We start from the raw sequence: 20459 nt of genomic DNA on the forward strand, positions 1-20459 counted from the left end.
CTCCTTAATAACTAAGGTGCTGAGGACCTTCGTAACCTCGGTATAATTCGGTATAAGTTGGTATAAGTTGGTAAAGCTCAATCAAACGGGCAACGAACAAAACGCCCAGCATCACACCGAAGGAGACGCGGTGGCCACGAACCCCTTCAAACCTACGGCAGGCAAGATGCCCCCGGTCCTTGTCGGGCGCCAAGGCGTAATCGACGAATTCGTCGAAGGCCTCGAAAATGGCGCAGGCGCACCGGGGAGGCTCATGCTCATCAGCGGAAACCGAGGCTATGGCAAGACCGTCATGCTTGGCGAACTTCGCCGTGAGGCCATTGCGCGTGGATGGACGGTTCTCCCGGAAACAGCCTCACGAGGCATGTGCGACCGTCTCCTCCAAGCCCTCTCCCCCAGGAAGGCACGGGTAGACGCCGCCTCAATCAGTCCTTCAGTGAGCATCGGGGGCGTCGTCAGCGCAAGTCTCGGCAACCTTTCCATCACAGCGCCCGAGGAACGTGCCCTCACGCTATGCGATGCCATCAACGCTCGACTCGCAGAAATGGAGCCCGGTCGCGGCATTGTCTTCACCGTCGACGAGGCGCAAGCGGCGTCGGAGCAAGACATGGTCACCCTCGCCACCACCTTGCAACACGTCATCGCAGACCAGGATATGAGCCCGCTGCCGGATGACCAGAAGTGCGGCATCGCCATGGTTTTCGCCGCACTTCCCTCCTCCGTGGATGACCTGCTCGACAATAAGGTCCTTACCTTCTCGCGTCGCGCGCAGAAAGAACGCCTTGGCGACGTCATGATTCCCGACGTTAGAGATTCATACGTCGAGGCCGTCAACCGAGCGGGCAAGGAAATCGGCTCCGATGCTGCCATGCGCGCCGCACGTCATTCCGGCGGCTATCCTTACCTTGTTCAGCTCGTCGGCTACTACATGTGGCGATCCGCGGACAAACGTGGATCCGACACGATTGAACCCGTTGATGTCGAGCTTGGCGTTCGCGACGCTCGTGAGGCCTTCTTTGATGCAGTTTGTGCACCTGTTTACTACGGGCTCAGAAGTCCACAGCGTCTCTTCATTGAGGCAATGGCCCAGGACGAGGAAGGACCATCGCGCCTGGCGGATATCGCTCGGCGATGCGAACGTTCAAGCGCATGGGCAAGCAAATACCGCACAAGCCTTATTCGCGAGCGCGTCATCGAGGCCGCGGGCTATGGCCTTGTCCGTATGCGTGTTCCCCACCTACTCGATTTCGTTAACGAGAAGATTCTTTGGCGCGAGGAGTAAAAGAGAGAGCAAGCGCTCGAACGCCCACACGCATCCGCACGCCCACCCGCACGCACCCGCACGCCCATCCACGCACCGAGAATGGCGAGCTTGGGACACGTGACCCACCCACGGTCGCGTATCCTAGAAGTACCGAAGATGCATGAGTCTCGCCATGGGGAGGTGACGATGGCCAGCCCAATCAAGTCGGCAAGAAACCTAGCCCGCAAGCGCGGGGCCTTCGTCGTCTGTGGCGCGATCGCCATCACGTTCCTCGCCCTCGTCATCGCCGCCATGGCCTTTGCGGGGCCGCCCATTCCCCCGGTTCCGCAGGGCAACGTCCGGTTCAGGTGGATGGGAGACCGTGCGGTCCACATGCGCATCGCGAGTTCGGCCTTCTCGCTCTGGGGAGTCTCCGCCTATCTCCGTTGCCTCGACCGCAAGAACCGCATCTACCTCGCTGGCATCGCGATCTTCCTCGTCCTTTGGATGCTCGACGCCATTATCAAGTGGAAGACGCACAGCCTCTGGCTCGGCATTTTCTGCTGGTACTTCTACTACGTCCCCATGACGGTCATCCCGCTGCTCACCCTGCTGATTGGCGGGCGCGCCACGGGCCTCGACCGCTCCCCCGCCGCCCGCGACATCAAATGCGGCCTCATCGCCCTCGCCGGCGCCCTCATCGTGCTCGTCTTCTCCAACAACCTCCATCAGCTCGTCTTCTCGTTCGACTCGCCTAACCCGGGCGTAGTGGGTGAGTATGAGTACCGCGGCGGCTACTGGCTCTTCATGATCTGGAACGTCCTCTGTTACGCCGGCTTCTTCGTCTGCCTCGCCCGCGCGTCGCGAAAGCACCTCCGCACATTCATCGCCATCATTGTGGGCGTCTTTCTGGTTGGTGTTCTCTACATGCTCGGCTACGTGTTCCGTCTCCCCTTCGCAATGCGCCTCAACTTCTCGCTCGTCTACGCCTCGCTCGTAGTAACGGCCCTCGAACTCTCACTCGACCTCGGGCTCATTCCGTCCATGGTCAGGTTCGATAAATCCTTTGCGAAGATCCCCCTTGACCTGCGCATCGTTGACCTCGACGGCAAAACCTACCTCGTCACAACTAAGGCGAAGTCCGTCCGGTGCGACACCGTCCGCCACCTGCTCGAAGAACTCGCCAAGAGCAAGGGCGACGGCGCCATCTCCATACGAACGGGCGAGCACGAGATCACAAGGGTCTGGCCCATTTCGGGCGGAGCCGCAATTCTCGCGCAGGACGTCAGCGGTCTTGACCATGTCCATGCCGAACTCGAGCAGGTCCACGCGGAGCTCCTCCGCGACAGCGAGGTGCTTGGCGCCCAAGTGCAGGTTGCCAAGGCCCTCGCTGGCGTAGAGGCAGAGCGCAAGCTCGTCGATGAGATCGAGACAGCTCTCGCCACGTCCCTCTCACGGGCGGCGAGAATCCTGGATACGCTTCCGGAGGGTTCCGGCCACGACGAGGAACGCCGGCGCGAGGTCGAACGGGCGCGTATGCTCGTCGCTTATAGCAAGCGCAAAGGCTCCCTTGTCCTTTCGACCAGCGAGGACCCCGAGCTCAACCGAGACCGCATCGTCCTCATCGCCAACGAGCTTGCGAGCGACCTTCGCGCGGTCGGCATCGACTGCGCCGCCGCCGTCGATCTTCCCCATGCCCTCGCCACGAGCGAGATGAGCACGCTCTATGACTGCATCTATGACTTCGCCTTCGTTGCGCTCGACACGAAGAAGCCCAGCCTGCTCTATCACCTTGGCACTCGCCCCGACGGAACGGCGGAGCTCCGCGCGGTGCTCGAGTCTGACGATGATGACGACCTCCTGGCTCGACCCCAGGCGGTCGAGCTCGAGCGCACCCTCGAGGCGCGCGACGTGATCTTCGTCCTTTCCGGTGACGCCGGCGAGCTCAGGCTCGTCGCGAGGGTCCGCTTGGGAGGTGACGCATGATGCCCGGCGTCTTCAACGAGGCATCCCTGCTCCTGCTCTTCGTGGGTAGCTTCATCAGCTGCTGCCTCCAGCTCGTCCACGTCCCCCTCACCGCAGCCGGACGCAACCGCCGCCTCGCCTTTATCGGCCTCTTCTACGAGATAGGCGTCGCGAACCACCTCTTCCTCGCAGCGGACTACATGATTGGCGTCCTCTCGAACACAGGCACATTCGCGGCAGACACGATCCTCGCGTCCCAATGGGGCCACTTCCTCTGGGGCAACGCCATCACCGTGGCATACGGCATCGCCTTTTGCATCTACCTGAAACATCCGGTGATGATTCCGGAGATAACGTTCATGGCGCTCTGCACGCCACCCGCGCTCAGGCTTCTCGGCCCAAGTTGGACCATCGTCGCGATTCTTGACGTGGCGTACTTCCTCTTCAGGACCACCGCGGCGATTTGCGTCGACGCCATCCGTCGCACGGAAAAGCTCTCGAAGCTCTCCGTCATCGAGACCGTCAACGTCATTCCGGTGGGCATCCTCGCCACAGAGCACAGATCAGCTTTCGCGCTTATGAACAACACCATGCGAGACACGCTCGGCATTCTCGATCTCCCGACCGACCTTGGAGACCTTAGTGACATGTGGGAGCGCCTCGACCGCATTGCGGAACCCCTTCGCACCATCGCGAATTTGCAGGGAATCCCGCTGCCTTCAGGCGAGGGAAACGAGAAGCTCCTCATTCGCCTTCCCAACGATACATACAAACTCTTCACTAGGGAGATATTAGAGAACGACGAGAGGCAAATGACGCTCGCACTCGACGTGACCGACCTCGCCCTTGCCAACCGCAATCTCTGGCGGGCAAACCTCGACCTCAAAGATGCAACCGAGGCCATTCGGGAGCAGATGTCGCTCGTCGGCCTCGTCGCCGAGGGAGAGGCGCACCTAAAGATGCGAGCCCGCGTCCATGACGTCGTTGGTCAACGTCTCTCCATCATCCACCGGTACCTCGAGGAACAGCGCATCGACGACACCTCCGTCGCAGAGCTCAAGGAGCTTATCACCACGGTCATGAATGACCTGCGTGGGAATGCCGGGGATGCCAGCACCGCCCTCGCCGCCGTCGTCTCCGCGTTCGCCCTCGTGGGCGTAGAGATCGAGGTCACAGGCGAGCTGCCCACAAACCCTCGGGTGGCGGCGACGCTCGTCGACGTCATCCGCGAGACGGCAACCAACGCCTGCAAGCACGGCCATGCCCACACGGTCGAAATCCAGCTTGGACGCAAAGAGACCTCGCACGGCACCCGCTTCGTCACGCTCGTCGCGCATGATGACGGCGACGGCATGGCAAAGAACGCGGACATCACGAGCGGCACAGGCATCGCGGGCATGAGACGCGCCGTCGAGTCCCTCGGCGGTTTCCTCGAAATCGCGAGCAAATCCCCCTTCGTTATCAATGTCGGCATTCCCGAGAGGTGATCACATGGAAACCATTGGCGTGCTGATCGTCGAAGACCAGGCGATGCTCAGGGAAAGCCTCGTCTCCACCATCGATTCCCAGCCAGACATGCATGTCGTCGCCTCGCTCGCAGATGCCGCCGATGCGCCTGGCTTCGTTGCCAGGGGCGGCGTCGGCCTCGCCCTCATGGACGTCTGCACCGAGAATGACTCGAGCGGCATAGTGGCCGCCAAGCGCATCAAGCGAGACTCTCCCGGGACGCGCGTCGTCATCATGACGGGCATGCCGGACATCACCTTCGTCGAGCAGGCGCGTGACGCCGGGGTCGACAGCTTCGTCTACAAGAACGTCGGCATCTCGGAGCTACTCTCCGTGATGCGCTCCACGGACTCCGGCTACTCGACCTTCCCCAAGGCTCCGGATTCCGTCTTCTCCGGAAGCGCAGCTCTCACGGATGAGGAGATCCAGATTCTCCGCCTCGTCTGCGAGGCCAAAAGCCGCAAGGAGATCGCCAGCGAGCTCTTCATGAGCGAAGGCACGGTCAAGCGTCGTATCGGAGAGATCCTCGCCAAGACGGGCTATGACAACATCCTCCGCCTCGCCGTACATGCCGTGGCGGAGGGCTCCATCGTCCCGCGCATCGGCGACAAGTAAGCGCCAGCGCCGCGTGGCGGACGGCTGGGGGCGCAGCGGACACGGAACGTGATGGCGGCGCACTCCCTCGCCCCAGCACGACCGCCGTTTCCCCACGCGCATGCTCGAGCACCACACCCCTCCGCATCACTGCGTCGCCAGCGCACAGAAATGGGGCCGGGACACTCAAAGCGTCCCGGCCCCTCGTTCATGACTTAGCTCGCGAACGGACGGCTATCGCACGAAGAGCTACATGACGACAGTACTGTAGCTGCAGATGTCGTCATAGGACTCGGTATAGTAAAGGCCGAGGTTGAGGGTGATGTTGACGAGCTGGTCAACAGAGGTGATGCCGTCGTAGTAGAGCTCGGTGGTCATGGTCTCTCCGGGCGTCAGGCTGCAGCTGAACCAGGCCTCGTGCTCGACGCCGTCAACGTAGTTCATGCCGGTGGGCGAATAGAGCGTGACGTTCTCGTTGGAGTTGTTCCTGACGGAAATGACAAGACCAACATAGCCGTACTCGTCAGCGTACTTCGCGTCGACCGTAGCGGTGATCCACTCGTCATCAGCGATGGTCTGGACGGGATCGAGGGGAACCATGGCAGGCTCGACGTCAGGGTCCGTGGTGGAATCGGTACCGCTGCGAGTCATGTTGGAGCGATCGGTCTCGATGAAGGAAGCAAGGTCGGTCGAATTGCCCTTCTTGAACTCGATGTGATCCGATCCGTCAACGATGCTCAGGGTGTCGCCATCAAGCTTGAACTCGACGGTCTCTCCCTCCCATTCCATGGTCTTGGCCTTGGCGTCCCATGTGGCGTCGTAGACGTCGCCAAACATGTCCACCTCGCACTTACCGTCCTCGGCGAAGTGGATGATCATGTGAGCATCCCAGTCCTTCATCATCTGGATAAACTCATCATCGAGCTCTTCGCCTTCGAGGGTGCCGCCGGAAAGCTCCCAGTAGCCGATGAGCTTGGACTCAGCGGAGCCGCCACCGCCGCCGCAGCCCACAAGGGCGAGGCACATGGTGAGCATGAGCGCGATGCCAACGAGCATCCTCCGCCAGAGGTTCGCCGTCTTCTTCATGTCTTGTCCTTTCTCCCACTTGCTTTGCTAGTCGTCTCTCGGCGTCTGCCCGGGCGCGGATGCGGAAGGGAGGCTCGAACGCCCCGCGCCCGAAGCAGACGCTTATGCCGCTACGGCTTCGGCGTACCGCAGCTCATGCAGAAGTTGCCGGAGTTCTTCGTGCCGCAGGACGGGCAGTACCACTCGGCGGGAGCCTGGGGGGCTGCTGGGGCGGGCTTGGGAGAGCCGCACGTCGAACAGAAGTTACCCGTGTTGACGGCACCGCACGAGCAGGTCCAGGAACCGGCAGGAGCACCACCGGCGGCGACAGCCGCACCCGCCATGCCGGGAGCTGCCTGAGCGGGGGCCTGCTGAGCCGGCATCTGGGCGGCCTGCTGCTGGCCCTGGGCGAAGAGCTGCGCGGCGTTCATGCCGCCCATGCCGCCCGCCATACCCATGCCCATGAAGCCCATGGCGGCACCGGCGGGGTTCGCCGCAGCGGTGCGCATGGCATCGCTCTGGGCGGCCGCAATGTTTGCGGCGGCCATAGTCGGGTTGGCCATGACGGCAGCCCTCTGGAGGTCACGAATCATCTGTTCCTGGTCCTCAGGGGCGCTGATCGTGTTGACACCAAAGGCGGCGACCTCGATACCGCGACGATCGCGCCACTCATAGCTGAGCTCCTCGTTGAGGGCGGCAGCGAGCTCCTTGGTGTGAGCCGGCACCGCGCTATAGCGAATGCCCATCTCGGAGATACGCGCGAAGGCGGGCTGGAGCGCCGTCAGCAGCTCGCTCTTGAGCTGCGAGTCGATCAGGTCACGCGTGTAGACGGTGTCAACGTTGCCACAGACGTTCTTGTAGAACATCAGCGGGTCGACGATCTTGTAGGAGTACTCGCCGTTGCAGCGGACCGTGATATCGACATCGAGACCAATCTTGTTGTCAACGACGCGGAACGGCACGGGGCTCGCGGTACCGTACTTGTTGCCGATAATCTCCTTGGTGTTGAAGTAGTAGATGCGCTGGTCCTTGCCAGTGTCACCACCGAAGGAGAAGCGCTTGCCGACTTCCTGGAAGCTCCTCTTGATGTTCTCGCCGAGATTGCCCGTGAATACGGAGGGCTCGGTGCCGGTGTCATAGACGAACTTACCCGGCTCGGAGCAGACGTCGACGATGGCGCCGTCCTCGACGATAATCATGCACTGGCCATCAGCCACGGCGACGATCGAGCCGTCAGAGATGATGTTCTCCTCGCCATGCTTGTTACTGCTGCGGTTACCCGTGCGCTTCTGGCCCTTCGCGGCGAGTGTGTCAGCATCGAGGGCCTCACAGTAGAAGTACTCGCGCCACTGATCGGCAAGAACGCCAGATGCCGCACCGATACCAGCCTTAAGAAGTCCCATGGTTTTTCCTTTCTCGAAGTGGCGAACGTGGTGGAGCCGGTTGGCGCGCGCCCCGCGGGGCACGGCCGTTATGTACGTACTGGAGCCAATCGAATGCGCGTCGCAAAGACGCTGCTGTTACTTCTTCTTCTCGTGGTGGATGACCTGCGTGGTGGTGTGCGTGTAGGTATCGCTCTGGGAGGCAAGCTGGAAGGTGCTCCGGTCGAGGTAGTTATCCGCCTGACCAGCCTCAATCGCGCTCTTCATCTGTCCCACGAGGACCGCGCCGACGATGACGGTGACGATGACGGGAATGAGGACGATCATCGCAAGGCCCCAAAGCGGGTTGTCGGACTCCATGACGGAGGCACCGTCCATGCCGACCCACAACCCACCGAAGAGCACGGCGAAGACAACGGCGCAGATAGCGATGAGCTTGGGCTTGGAGATGGGAGGATCGCCCACGAGGCGCCCGGTCTGACCATTCATCGCAAACAGAAAGTTCTGCCCCTCCCAGCTCGTGCTCAGCATCCACACAGGGAACAGGGCGCACTTCTCGTCGTGCCAGCCACAGTCGACGTTAGAAGACGTGCAGTCGACCGTGGCATAGCCGGTCACGGTCTCACCGAGGGCGTTCTCGACGCTCTTGGTGACGCGATGCTCCGCGCGGCAGCGGCACGCATCGACGTCCTCGTCCCAGCGATTCGCCAGGAAGCCAGGAAGGTAGGCAGAAGAATAGGTAACCAGAGACTGGTAGTCATACGGCTCGATGGAATCCATGTGGCCATCAGGCATGCGCGTGGAACCATCGACGGGAATGAGCGTGAAGGCCATTGAGCCAGAGCGCTCGCAGGTGTAGTGGTCAGTCTCGATGATCTCGTCGTCGCCACGCATATAGCTGCGGGTATTGGTTGCCTCAAACGTGGCGCTGCCGTTGGCGTTGGAGTCGTAGAGCCAGAAGGGCACGTAGACGCCCTGGACCTCGTCAATGTGGTTGCCCGTCTTGAACTCGCGCGGGAGGAGGATCTTGCCCTTGTAGTGTTCGTCAAGGGCGGCGACGGCAGCCTTGTGATCAAGCTTGAAGGGAATGACGAGGTCAGGCTTGAAGTCACCCGTAAAGGTGGCTGCCTGCATGGTCTGGTTGCCACAGTAGGGGCAACGAGAGACGGCAACGGTGCCGTCAGTCATGAGCTGGGCGCCACACGACGCGCAGACATAGCCGCCGTCAAGCGTCTGGGCGCTAGCACCCGCCGCCCGCTCCTCCGCCTTGGCTTCGGCGGTGGCGAACATGGCCTCGATCTGCGCAACCTCGAACTCGGAATCGCAATGGTCACAGACGAGCTTGCCCTTGCCGCCGTCATAGCGCAACGGACCCCCGCACGCCGGGCACTGGTAGTTGACGCTCTCGAGCCCCATACTTGCCTCCCTGCCTACAAGTTTGACTATTAAAGCGATGCCACGGACACAACGTCCGATTCCTCTCAACTAGGATTCTGATTCCCGGGAAAGCATAATCACATGCCCACAAGGCCCCTTGCGAGCCACGGTTTGGGACAAATGGCCCAAATTGAAAACCTGCCGACAAAAAAGCCTGCCCCGCGCAAGAAGCGCGAGACAGGCCTGGAAAGTTGACAAAGGGACTGTCCCTTTGTCACCCGCTGGCAGCGAGTGCTACCGGCGGACATAGTTGCGATAGAGCTAAAGCCTGAACATCACCCGGTGTTCTGCAGACCCGCGGAGACTCCGGCGACGGCGGAGAGAATGAGCTTGATGTAAGCGTCGCGCTCCTTGGCGGTAAGCTCCGCCTCGTGCTCGCGCAGGGCCGTGAGGGCACGCACCTGGGAGATGGACAGGGCGTCCACGTAGGGGTTGCGCACGCGAATGGCCTGGCCAAGCACGCGGCGATGCTGCAGGGGCCACTCGTCGCCCACGATGGCAAGCGTCCACTTGCGCGTGAGCGCCATCTCGTCCATAACCATCTCGGCGAGGTCATCGCGATCGCCCAGAGCCAGGTAGTGGCGAGCGATGCGACCGTCGGTCTTGGCGATGGACATCTCGATGTTGTCGATGAACGTCGTGAACAGCGGCCACTCCTTGTAGGCGGCACGCAGAAGGTCGAGGTCTCCGAGCTTCTCGCACGCCGTGCCCAGGCCGTACCAGGCAGCAAGGTTGATGCGCGCCTGGCTCCAGCTGAAGACCCAGGGAATCGTGCGCAGGTCATCGAGCGACTTGGCACCCAGGCCACGCTTGGCGGGACGCGAGCCGATCGGCAGGAGGCCAATCTCGACGAGCGGCGTCACAGTGGAGAACCACGGCGTGAAGTCCGGCGTGTTCAGCAGCTCGACGAAGTGGTCATGGCTCGCGTCATAGAGCTTGGCGGCCATGTCCGCGTACTTCTTGGTCATCTCGGTGTTCGTCTTCTCGACGGACGGGGCGCTCTGAAGGAGCGTGGCGCCGGCGACGCTCTCGAGGTGGCGCTGGGCGAGCACGGGGTTGCCGTAGCGCGCGAAAATGACCTCGCCCTGCTCCGTGAGCTTGAAGAAGCAGTTGACCGAGCCCGCGGGCTGGGCGAGCACGGCACGGTTGGCCGGGCCGCCTCCACGACCCACGGCACCGCCGCGGCCGTGCATGAGCACGAGGTCGATATGGTTGCGACGAGCCCACTGGGCAATGCGCTCCTGGGCGGAGTGCAGCGCGAGCGTGGCGGTGGTGGGGCCGGCATCCTTCGAGGAGTCGGAGTAGCCGAGCATGACCTCCATACGACGGTTTGTTGCCGCGAGGCGCGTCTGGACGTCCGGAAGCTTGAGCATGTCGTCGAGCACGTCAACGCAGTTCTCGAGGTCCTCGAGCTGCTCGAACAGCGGGATGACGTCGATGGTGGGCACGTCCTCGGCATGGGCGAAGGCGATGCGGTTGAGCTCGTAGACATCGGCGACGTTCTGGGCGCTCTTCGTGAACGAGATGATGTAGCGACGAGCCATCTTGGCGCCGTAACGCTTCTGGATGGAACCCAGCGCGCGGAACGTGTCGAGCACCTCGCGCGTCATGGGATCGAGCGGGCCATTCTCGCCATTGCGGCCATGCTTCTTGATGTCCGCGAGCGCACGGCTGTGCACGAGCGAGTGCTGACGGAACTCCATCTCCACCATGTGGAAGCCGAACGTCTCCGTCTGCCAGATGAGCGTCTGAACCGGGCCATAGGCGGCACGGGTGGCGCCACCGGCGACGAGCGAACGCTGGACGATGCGCAGGTCCTCGAGGAACTCGTCGCAGGAGTGGTACATCGTGTCGGAGTTGCGCACGATTGTGGCCTTCAGGCGGTCTGCCATGACGAGCATGACGGCGCGGTGCAGCTCGGACTCGCTGATGAGCTCGGCACGGGCGGTGAGCTTCTCGCTCATCTCGACCTGGTGGTTCCACAGGTTCACGAGCTCGGCGGAGGGCTTGGTGTGGTCGACGTCGAGCGTGAGGTTGCGGCCCACGCGACGGCACTTGTCCTCGAGCGTCGCGACCATGTGCGTGAAGAACTTCGCGGCGACCTGGCGGCTCACCTTGGCCGTGACGTTGGGGTTACCGTCGCGATCGGAACCGATCCAGGAGCCGGGGTGGAAGAACGCCGGGCAGACGGGCTTCACCTTGCCGGCGTTGTCGCCGAGCACCCAGTCGTCGAAGCGACGGTAGACCTGCGGCGCCATGTCAAACAGCGTGTTGTCGAAGATGTCGATGATCGTGTCGGCCTCTTCGACGGGCGTGGGCTTCTTGAGCGCGATGGGGCTCGTGCGCAGCAGCGCATCGATCTCCTGGAGCATGTGGCGCTCGTTCTCCGCGAGGTCCGAGCCACCCAGATGCGGGTGCTGCTCGAGCAGGCGGGAGAGACGACGAATCTTGCCCTCGACGGCCTTGCGGCGAGCCTCGGTGGGATGTGCGGTGAACACGGGATGGAACTCGAGGCGCGAGAGCAGCTCGTTGGCATGCTGCTCGCCGGCCTCCTCCACAAGCTGGTGGTAAGCCACGGCGAGCGCGTTGGACTCGTCGGTCTCCGAGTCAAGGGACACCGCGCGCTCGCGCTCGTGCAGCGTCTGGACGCGGAAGTTCTCCTCGGACAGGTTCGCGAGATGGAAGTAAGCGGTGAGGGCGCGCGTGAGCATGGTCTGCTGCTCAACGGTGAGGCCACGCATGAGCTCGTAAGCGGCCTGGAAGTTCTCGTCCTCGGTGGACGCGCCGGTGGCGCTGACCACGCCGACTTCGTCTGCAGCGATGAGGTCTGCGAGAACTTCATCGAACGTGGAACGCAGTTCGGGCGAGTACTCGCTCAGAACCTCGCGCAGAAGGCGCAGAAACAGCTCGAGGTTGTCGCGAAGGCTCTCGGGCAGATCGATGCCGGCGAATGTCTTCGCCGCCTCCTCCTCTGCCGCGCGTAGGGCGTCTCGCCTGTTTGTGGTGTCTCTCTCCGTCAAGGTTGCCTCCTCGGCTCTCACCATGCAGGATGCGGTCTCACGCACGCGCCGCGACTGGCAACATGTGCGTATGGCCATTGATTAATAATAGCAGCGCCGCATGAACGCTTCGTACTTGTTACGTTCCGGAAACTCGAGGAGAGTAGCGCGCTACGATAGGGCGAGACACGAAGAAAGGCAGCACATGACCGGTTACAGCACCGTCGTCTTCGACCTCGACGGCACCCTCCTCGACACGCTCGAGGACCTCCACCTCGCCATCAACCACACGCTCGCCTGGGCAGGCCTGCCCGAGCAAACCCTCGCCGAGACACGCGCGTATGTCGGCAATGGCATCCGCCGTCTCATCGAGAACTCGGTGCCCGGAGGCACGTCAGCGGACATAATCGACACGATGCAGGCGGAGTTCGACTCGTTCTACGCCGTCCACTGCGACGACCACACGCACCCCTACCCCGGCATTCCCGAGCTCCTCGAGAGCCTTCGCGCGGAGGGCAGGCGCATCTCCGTGGTCTCCAACAAGACGGACTACGCCGTGGCGAGTCTCGTGGCCAAGCACTTCCCGGATGCCTTCGACGTCGCCGTGGGTGTGCGCGAGGGCGTTGCCAAGAAGCCCTCGCGCGACATGGTCGACCTCGCGCTCTCGTTGATGGGCGAGGAGGCCGCGCGCGACGCCGCCGAAGGTCGCGCCGCCTACGTGGGCGACTCCGAGGTGGACGTCGCCACGAGTGCCAACGCGGGCCTCCCCTGCCTCGCCGTCTGCTGGGGCTTCCGCAGCACAAAGCAGCTCGCAGACGCCGGCGCGACCGTAATCGCGCGCGACGCCCGCGAGCTCATGTCCCTAATCTCTGGGGAGTAAGGGAGTCGCCCCGGCGGCGGGTCCACCCGAAAACAGGCCTTCCCGGGAGCCGCTACTCGCCCCTGGCGGTAGGCCCACCCGAAAGTGGGCCTACCCAGAAGCCGTTATCCAAAGAGTTAGCTCGTCCCGGAGCTATACCGGCGCTAGGGCCGCGTAACCCTAGGCGCGGTGGAGGAACGCCTTGTAGCCGCGATAGGCCTCGAAGACGTCAGCCTTGTTGACGACCTCCCACAGCGAGTGCATCGAGAGCACGGCGACGCCGGAGTCGATGACGTCCATGCCGTAGCGAGCCATGATGTAGGCGATGGTGCCGCCGCCACCAGCGTTGACGCGACCGAGCTCGCAGGTCTGGAAGCTCACGTCCTCGCCGTCCATGATGTCGCGGATGAGGGCCACATACTCGGCGTCAGCGTCATTCGAGCCACTCTTGCCGCGAGACCCCGTGTACTTGTTGAAGCACAGGCCACGACCGAGGAAGGCACTGTTCTTCTCCTCGAACTGGCCGGCGTAGGCCGGGTCGAAGCCAGCGGAAACGTCACTCGAGAGCATGCGGGAGGCGGCAAGCGCGCGACGCAGCGCGAGGTCACCGCTCTCACCAGCGAGATTCATGACCTCGGCAAGGGCGTTCTCGAAATAGTGGGCCTGCATGCCCGTGGCGCCGACGGAGCCAATCTCCTCCTTGTCGACGAGCAGGCACACACTCGTGCGCTCGACGTTCTCGACTTCGAGCATGGCCTCGAGCGAGGTGTAGGCGCACACGCGGTCATCGTGACCATAGCCGAGAATCATCGAGCGATCAAGGCCCATGTCGCGGGCGGGGCCTGCGGGAACAATCTCGAGCTCGGCGGAGAGGAGATCCTCCTCCTCGATGTCATAGCGCTCGGCGAGAAGATCGAGCAGGAGGCGCTTCACCGGCTCCTTGGGCTCGTCGGCGCCCTCCTCCGTGGCATCGCCGAGACGAACGGGCTTGCCGCCGACGATGACGTCGAGGGCCTCGGGGTCGACGGCCTCGGCATGCGTCTTCTTCATCTGCTCGCCGGCGAGGTGAATCAGGATATCGGAGATGCAGAAGACCGGATCAGCCGGGTCCTCGCCCACGACGACAGGCACGACGGTGCCGTCCTTCTTGGCGACGACGCCGTGGATGGCGAGCGGCGTGGCGACCCACAACGAGCTCTTGAGGCCACCGTAGTAGTGCGTGTCGAGGAAGGCGAGGTCGGCCTTCTCGTACGCGGGGTTCTGCTTGACGTCAAGGCGCGGCGAGTCGACGTGGGCACCGAGGATGTTGAGACCCTTTGACATCGGGACAGTGCCGATGTTGAAGAGGGTGAGAGCCTTGCCACGCGTGTTGACGAAGACCTTGTCACCGGCCTCAAGCGTGCGACCCTTGGCGGCGAAGTCCTCGAGGCTCACGTATCCGGCGGCCTCGGCCTTGGCCTGAGCGGTGGCGACGCACTCGCGCTCGGTCTTGTTCTCGCTGATGAACGAGCGATAACGGCAGCTCAGAGCCTCGAGCTGCTCAAGCTGCTCGTCCGTGTACTTCTTCCAGGCGTTCTCGCGCTCCATACTTCCTCCTCGTAGAGACGAATCAACGACACGATTGTAGGCAACTGGCGGCGCTCCATGCCGCACTCACGAAAAATGGGGAGTCAGCCGCGCGCGCAGCGACGACGCGACTGCGCGGTTGTTGCCGGCACCGCGTCGGCACACGCACGGTTGATGTCGCGGAACGCCCGGCGCCACGCCGGCACGCGCGCGGCTGCCTCGCGGGACGCCCGGCGCTGCGTCGGCACACGCACGGTTGACGTCGCGGGACGCCCGCCGCCGCGTCGGAACGCGCAAACCTACCTCTTGTAAGGAATCGGGCCGGATTTCGGACTCGAAACGTTACAAGAGGTAGATTCTGGCGACGAAGGCCCACTCGCAAGGCCGCGCGCCCGAAGCCCCTCGCGAGACCCACTCGCCGGAACGTTACAGCGAGGCTCCGCTCTCGAGCTTGCGGAAGCCCTCGCCAAAGGCCTCGTGGGCCTCGGTAATGACGACAATGGCGTCCGGATCGACCTCGGCGACGATGTCCTTGAGCGGGGCGATATCTGACCTGCTCAGGATGCAGAAGAGCATCGGGCGCTCCTTGCCAGTGTACTTGCCCTTCGCCGTGACCTCGGTACAACCACGATCGAGGTCCTCAAGAACTGCTTGGGCAATCGCCTCGTGCTCGGACGAGATGATCCACGCCACGCGCTCGCGGCTGGGGCCGTCAATCACCATGTCGCAGACCTTACCCATGAAATAGGTGGCGATACAGGCATAAAGCGCGTTCTCGACCGAGAAGACCGGGGCCGAAGCCGCGGCGATCATGAAATCCGTGATGATGACCCACGTGCCCACGGGAAACATCGAGTGGCGCGCGATGATCTGGCAGATGATATCGGTGCCGCCGGTGTTGCTGCCCGCACGGAACACGAGGCCAAGGCCGGTGCCGGAGACAACGCCGCCCCACAGTGCGCAAAGCAGCAGGTCGCCATTGCCGAGAACCGGCAGGAACGGCGCCGTGAGGTCGATGAAGACCGAACAGAACACGATGCCCGCGAGGGACTTGGCGACGTAGCGCGGACCACCCGCGCGCCAGGCGAGTACCATCAGCAGCGCGTTCATAACGAGGGTCTGGATGCCGACGGGGATATCCGGACCACCCTGCGCGATGACCGCGGCCCTGATGATGATCGCGACACCAGAGATTCCTCCGGGAGCGAGACCGTTAGGCTCCATGAAGCAGTTGAGGCCGACGGCGAACAGCAGCGTTCCCACGATGACGAGCGCGCCGTCGCGCGCCAGGTTGCGCTTGCTGATGGCCTCAAAATCGATAGCCATGGAACTCCCCTCCCGTAGTAACGACAGCCATCCATTGTCCTCGCCGCAGAGGGCAAAGGCAATCCAGCGCGATGGAGTATAGGGGACAAGAAATGCGGGCGTGCGCTATCTGCAGGCGCCGCACGCGGCGCATCCGCCAAAGGCCTTCTCGGCGAGGGCGCGCCCCGTGGGCGTCGCGGCGAGGCCACCCTCCCCCGTCTCGCGCAGGGTCGACGGCATGAGCGCGCCCACGCGCCTCATCGCCGTGACCGCCTCATCAAAGGGAATCGTGGCGGAGATGCCGGCGAGGGCCATCTCCGCGCAGGTGAGGGCGACGCTCACACCCGTGGCGTTGCGCCTGACGCAAGGCACCTCCACAAGACCGGCGACAGGGTCACAGACCAGGCCGAGCAGGCTCTGAATCGCCATCGAGGCGGCGGAGGCGCACTGGCGAGGCGAGCCACCGGCGAGCTCGGTCACGGCCGCGGCGGCCATCGCGGCCGCGGCGCCGGTCTCCGCCTGGCATCCTCCCTCGGCACCGGCAAGCGTCGCAGCGTGCTCGATCACGAGGCCCACGGCAGCGGCGGTGAACAGCGCCATAACGCAAGCGCCCTCCGAGCACCCGCGCTCGTCTCGCATGGAGAGGACGGCGGCAGGCAGGATGCCGCACGAGCCGGCAGTGGGCGCGGCGACGACGCGTCCCATGGCGGCGTTGAGCTCGCTCACGGCGAGGGCCCGCCTCACGGCACCCGTAACGATGCCTCCGCAGAGCGGCTTGCCGGCGGCCTCGCGAGCGAGCATGCGGGCGGCGTCTCCTCCGGTGAGTCCGCTCATGGAGCGAAGAGAGGAGTCGCTTCCGGGAGCCACGCAGGAGTCCATGACGGCAAGGCGGTCGCGCATGAGCGCGTAGAGCTCGGCGGGGGTCATCTCCATGGCGCGCGCCTGCTGGGCGAGGATGACGTGGGAGATGGGCACTCCGGCATCCTGTGCCGCCTCGACGGCAGGCTCGAGCGTGCCGAGGAGGAAGTCCGTCGCAAGACCGTCCGTCGCGGGGACCTCCCCGGCCTTGGCGGGCTCGGTCGCGTCCATGGCGCCAACGGGCTCGAGCACCGTGCAGCGCTCGACGCCGTCAAGGCGCTCGATGCGCTCGGCGATGTCGTCATCGAGTTGGTTCTCGACCTCGATGCTCATGACCGCCACGCCGCCACGCTCCTGGCGAGCGAGCGCGAAGTCGCAGATGTTCGCACCTCCGGCAGCAAGGACGTCCGTCACGCAGGCGATGAGGCCGGGCTTGTCAGTGTGGCGCACGATGAGCGTGCGCTTGAGGCCAGTGATGCGCACGCGCATGCCGTCGACGCGGGTGACCTCGACCTGACCGCCACCGATGGAGCTGCCGAGCACGGCCACGCGCTTGCCCTCCGCAGAGGCGAGCTCGATCAGGGCGGTGTTGGGGTGGAGGCCCTCGTCCTCGTCGTCGCAGACCGCAAAGGAGACCTCGACCCCGCGCTCGCGCGCAAGGTCGAGGGAGTCACGCAGGCGCACGTCATCCGCATGGAGTCCGAGGGCACCGGCGACGAGGGCGCGGTCCGTGCCGTGACCGCGGTAGGTCTTCGCGAACGACCCATAGAGCGTCACGCGGACGCTCTTCGGATCCGCCCCCAACAGCATGCGGGACACAAGTCCCAGCCTCGCGGCTCCCGCGGTGTGAGAGCTCGACGGACCAATCATGACGGGCCCGATGATGTCGAGGACGTTCGACACGGTCTCCCCCTAGTCTTCGCGCCCGTTCGGGAGCGCCTCTAAGCGGTCAGGTTGATGGGACGAGCTGCTGGCACCCTTCGCTGCAGCGACGACGCGAGGCGTCAGGTCGCAGTACTCGCGCGTCTTCCAGTCGAAGCGAATCGAGAGATAGCGCAAGGCGAGCACGGCGCCCACGCAGCCAAAGCCCGCCGCGACGAGCGGAAGCCCGAAGTACGCCATGGCGGCAAAGGCGACGGAACCGCCCAGACACGCCACGGCGTAGAAGTTCGACCCGCGGAAGATGGCCGGGGTCACGCCTGCCATCGCGTCGCGCAGGGCGCCGCCACCCACGGCCGTAATGGTGCCGAGGATGACGACGTAGACCGGGTCGAGCCCGTAGGCGAACGCCTTCGAAGAGCCCGCAAGCGCAAAAAGCGCGACGGAAAGCGTGTCCGCAACCAGAATGGAACGGTTGAGGTCGAGGAAGACCCCACGGAAGTAGAACGTCAGAAGGCAGATCGCGAGCGACACCAAGATGAGGTCCGGGTGAGACATGAAGTAGATGTTGGAGGCGCCCAGTAGCAGATCGCGCACGATGCCGCCGCCAAACCCCGTGAGAAAGCCCGCGACGGTGGTTCCGACGACATCGAGCTTGCTCCTGCAGCCGAACATCGCGCCCGTGAGCACGCCGACGACCACAGACGCGTAATCGATACCCCAAGGAATCGCCAGAACGGCGCTAGCGTCAAGAACGGGCATGCGTTACTCCGAACGGTGCCCGGCCTTGTGCGTGTGCACGAGCTTAGGCTGCTCCTCGCCGGCGACTGCCTCCTTGGTCACAATGACCTTGGAGACGGAGAGGTCGCTCGGGACATCAAACATCGTCTGCTGCAGAACCTTCTCCGCAATGGCGCGAAGGCCGCGGGCGCCGGTCTTGCGGGCCAGCGCGAGGCGTGCCATCTCGCGAACGGCCTCGTCCTCGAACTCGAGCTTAACGCCCTCGATCTCGAACATGCGAACGTACTGCTTGATGATGGCGTTACGCGGCTCGGTGAGGATGCGCACGAGGTCGTCCTCGGTCAGCTGCTTGGTGGAACAGATGACGGGCAGGCGGCCCACGAACTCAGGAATCATGCCGAAGGTGTGCAGGTCCTGGGGCGTGACCTCGGCCATGAGGTCATCCTGGGACTCGGTGACCTTCTTGGCGAGCTCGGAGTTAAAGCCGATGCCCTTCTTGCCGATGCGGTCCGCAACAATCTTGTCGAGGCCCACGAAGGCGCCACCGCAGATGAACAGGATGTTCGTCGTGTCGATCTTGATGAGCTCCTGCTGCGGATGCTTGCGGCCACCCTGGGGCGGGACGCTCGCGATGGTGCCCTCGAGGATCTTGAGCAGCGACTGCTGCACGCCCTCGCCGGAGACGTCTCGCGTGATGGAGAGGTTCTCCGCCTTGCGCGCGATCTTGTCGACCTCGTCGATGTAGACGATACCGACCTGGGCGCGCTCGACGTCGCCGTCGGCCGCGGTGATGAGCTTGAGCAGGATGTTCTCGACATCCTCGCCCACATAGCCGCTCTCCGTGAGAGAGGTGGCGTCAGCGATGGCGAAGGGGACGCGCAGGAAGCGCGCGAGCGTCTGCGCGAGCAGCGTCTTGCCGGTGCCCGTGGGACCCAGAAGCAGGATGTTGCTCTTCGCAAGCTCAACGGGCTCGTTCGAACCAAGCACGTCCTCGGTGCCGGTGTCGTGGGCGACATGCTGGAGGTGCTCGTACTCCTCGGCGTAGAGGTCGTTCTCCATGCCATAGAGCACGCGGCGGTAGTGGTTGTAGACGGCCACGCTCATCGCGCGCTTGGCGTCCTCCTGACCCATGACGTACTGCGAGAGCTCGTCATAGATCTGGTGCGGCGTGGGAAGCTGCTCGAGCGGCAGGAGCTCCTCGAGTGTGCCCTCGTCATCCATGTCGGCGTCATGGGCGTAGCCAGGCGTGCCATGAATGATGTCAGAACAGGCGGCGATGCACTCGTCGCAGATGTAGACGCCGTTGGCGCCCTGAACGAGCTTGCGCACCTGATCGCGGGACTTGCCACAGAACGAGCAGCACACGTCCTTGGGGTTCATGGGGTCATGGTACTGGGGCACTGGTTACTCCTCCTTGGCGGCGTCAGCGCGCGAGGTGATGACCTTGTCGACGAGACCGTACTCGCAGGCCTCGGCAGCGCGCAGGTAGCGATCGCGCTCGGTGTCCTCGTTGATGCGCTCGACCGGCTGGCCAGTGGCCTCAGCCAGCATCTCGTTGAGGTGCTGGCGAATCCACTTGGTCTCGTCAGCGACGATCTGGATGTCGGTCTGCTGGCCCTGGACGCCGGAGCTCGGCTGGTGAATGAGGACCATCGAGTTGGGAAGCGCCATGCGCTTGCCCTTTGCGCCGCAGGCGAGGATGGCGGCGCCCATGGAGGCGGCCATACCCACGCAGATGGTGCAGACGTCGGGCTTGATGTAGTTCATCGTGTCGATGATACCGAGGCCCGCATAGACGTCACCGCCGGGCGAGTCGATGTAGAGCATGATGTCCTTGTCCGGGTCCTGGCTCTCGAGGTGAAGGAGCTGCGCCACCACGAGGTTGGCGGAATCGCGAGTGACCTCCTCGCCGAGGAAGACGATGCGATCGTTGAGCAGGCGGCTGTAGATGTCGTAGCTTCGCTCGCCGCGAGGGGTCTGCTCGACGACATACGGGATGTTGGGGATGTTGCGAACCGGGTTGACCATGTGGTCCTCCATTGTGATCAGGCGCGGATGAG

The 20459-nt window shown here is 63.7% G+C and carries 15 protein-coding genes; 5 read left to right on the forward strand and 10 right to left on the reverse strand.

Annotated elements, in window-relative coordinates; genetic code table 11:
* The first annotated feature begins 166 nt into the window (after positions 1 to 166).
* The 4 genes from Q0H23_RS02315 (at position 167) to Q0H23_RS02330 (ending at position 5329) form a co-directional block, all read left to right on the forward strand.
* Entirely contained in the window at positions 167 to 1282 is a 1116-nt protein-coding gene (locus tag Q0H23_RS02315; RefSeq protein ID WP_293835417.1) for an ATP-binding protein, read from the forward strand.
* Between the two features lie 168 nt (positions 1283 to 1450).
* Entirely contained in the window at positions 1451 to 3229 is a 1779-nt protein-coding gene (locus Q0H23_RS02320) for a histidine kinase N-terminal 7TM domain-containing protein (protein ID WP_293835294.1), read from the forward strand.
* Positions 3226 to 4695, forward strand: coding sequence for a hypothetical protein (locus Q0H23_RS02325; protein WP_293835297.1), 1470 nt, complete (start codon positions 3226 to 3228; stop codon positions 4693 to 4695). The genes Q0H23_RS02320 and Q0H23_RS02325 overlap by 4 nt, the downstream gene beginning before the upstream one ends.
* Positions 4696 to 4699: 4 nt before the next feature.
* Positions 4700 to 5329 (forward strand): response regulator transcription factor, encoded by a 630-nt coding sequence (locus tag Q0H23_RS02330; RefSeq protein ID WP_293835300.1) that lies wholly within the window; start codon positions 4700 to 4702, stop codon positions 5327 to 5329.
* 228 nt (positions 5330 to 5557) lie between these two features.
* On the opposite strand, the gene Q0H23_RS02335 is transcribed toward Q0H23_RS02330, so the two are convergent.
* The 4 genes from Q0H23_RS02335 to Q0H23_RS02350 form a co-directional block, all read right to left on the reverse strand.
* Positions 5558 to 6394 carry a hypothetical protein gene (locus Q0H23_RS02335; RefSeq protein WP_293835303.1) on the reverse strand — a complete coding sequence of 279 codons (837 nt, stop codon included), beginning with the start codon at positions 6392 to 6394 and terminating at the stop codon, positions 5558 to 5560.
* Positions 6395 to 6504: 110 nt separating this feature from the next.
* Positions 6505 to 7776 (reverse strand): SPFH domain-containing protein, encoded by a 1272-nt coding sequence (locus tag Q0H23_RS02340; RefSeq protein ID WP_293813913.1) that lies wholly within the window; start codon positions 7774 to 7776, stop codon positions 6505 to 6507.
* Between the two features lie 117 nt (positions 7777 to 7893).
* The gene (locus tag Q0H23_RS02345; protein WP_293835305.1) at positions 7894 to 9171 is read right to left on the reverse strand and encodes a hypothetical protein; all 1278 of its coding nucleotides are present in this window, start codon (positions 9169 to 9171) and stop codon (positions 7894 to 7896) included.
* A 296-nt stretch (positions 9172 to 9467) separates the two neighbouring features.
* On the reverse strand, positions 9468 to 12212 hold the full coding sequence (locus tag Q0H23_RS02350) for a phosphoenolpyruvate carboxylase (RefSeq protein ID WP_293835307.1): 2745 nt from the start codon (positions 12210 to 12212) through the stop codon (positions 9468 to 9470).
* A 184-nt stretch (positions 12213 to 12396) separates the two neighbouring features.
* Here Q0H23_RS02350 and Q0H23_RS02355 point away from each other — a divergent pair, with 184 nt between their 5' ends.
* Positions 12397 to 13071 (forward strand): HAD-IA family hydrolase, encoded by a 675-nt coding sequence (locus Q0H23_RS02355; RefSeq protein ID WP_293835310.1) that lies wholly within the window; start codon positions 12397 to 12399, stop codon positions 13069 to 13071.
* 159 nt (positions 13072 to 13230) lie between these two features.
* On the opposite strand, the gene Q0H23_RS02360 is transcribed toward Q0H23_RS02355, so the two are convergent.
* From Q0H23_RS02360 to Q0H23_RS02385, 6 genes are all read right to left on the reverse strand, one after another.
* A complete protein-coding gene (locus Q0H23_RS02360) occupies positions 13231 to 14637 on the reverse strand; it encodes an aminopeptidase (RefSeq protein ID WP_293835312.1) in 1407 nt (468 codons plus the stop codon).
* A 405-nt stretch (positions 14638 to 15042) separates the two neighbouring features.
* The gene (locus tag Q0H23_RS02365) at positions 15043 to 15942 is read right to left on the reverse strand and encodes a YitT family protein (RefSeq protein WP_293835314.1); all 900 of its coding nucleotides are present in this window, start codon (positions 15940 to 15942) and stop codon (positions 15043 to 15045) included.
* 105 nt (positions 15943 to 16047) lie between these two features.
* Positions 16048 to 17682 carry an L-serine ammonia-lyase, iron-sulfur-dependent, subunit alpha gene (gene sdaAA, locus Q0H23_RS02370; RefSeq protein WP_293835317.1) on the reverse strand — a complete coding sequence of 545 codons (1635 nt, stop codon included), beginning with the start codon at positions 17680 to 17682 and terminating at the stop codon, positions 16048 to 16050.
* Positions 17683 to 17691: 9 nt separating this feature from the next.
* Positions 17692 to 18420: a TRIC cation channel family protein gene (locus tag Q0H23_RS02375; protein WP_293813906.1), complete on the reverse strand. Its 729-nt coding sequence runs from the start codon at positions 18418 to 18420 to the stop codon at positions 17692 to 17694.
* A gap of 3 nt (positions 18421 to 18423) precedes the next feature.
* Positions 18424 to 19779 (reverse strand): ATP-dependent Clp protease ATP-binding subunit ClpX, encoded by a 1356-nt coding sequence (clpX, locus tag Q0H23_RS02380; protein ID WP_293814037.1) that lies wholly within the window; start codon positions 19777 to 19779, stop codon positions 18424 to 18426.
* A gap of 24 nt (positions 19780 to 19803) precedes the next feature.
* On the reverse strand, positions 19804 to 20427 hold the full coding sequence (locus Q0H23_RS02385; protein WP_293813905.1) for an ATP-dependent Clp protease proteolytic subunit: 624 nt from the start codon (positions 20425 to 20427) through the stop codon (positions 19804 to 19806).
* Positions 20428 to 20459 lie beyond the last annotated feature (32 nt).

This window comes from uncultured Parolsenella sp. (genome assembly GCF_934660935.1).
In the GTDB taxonomy this organism is placed as follows: Bacteria; Actinomycetota; Coriobacteriia; order Coriobacteriales; family Atopobiaceae; genus Parolsenella.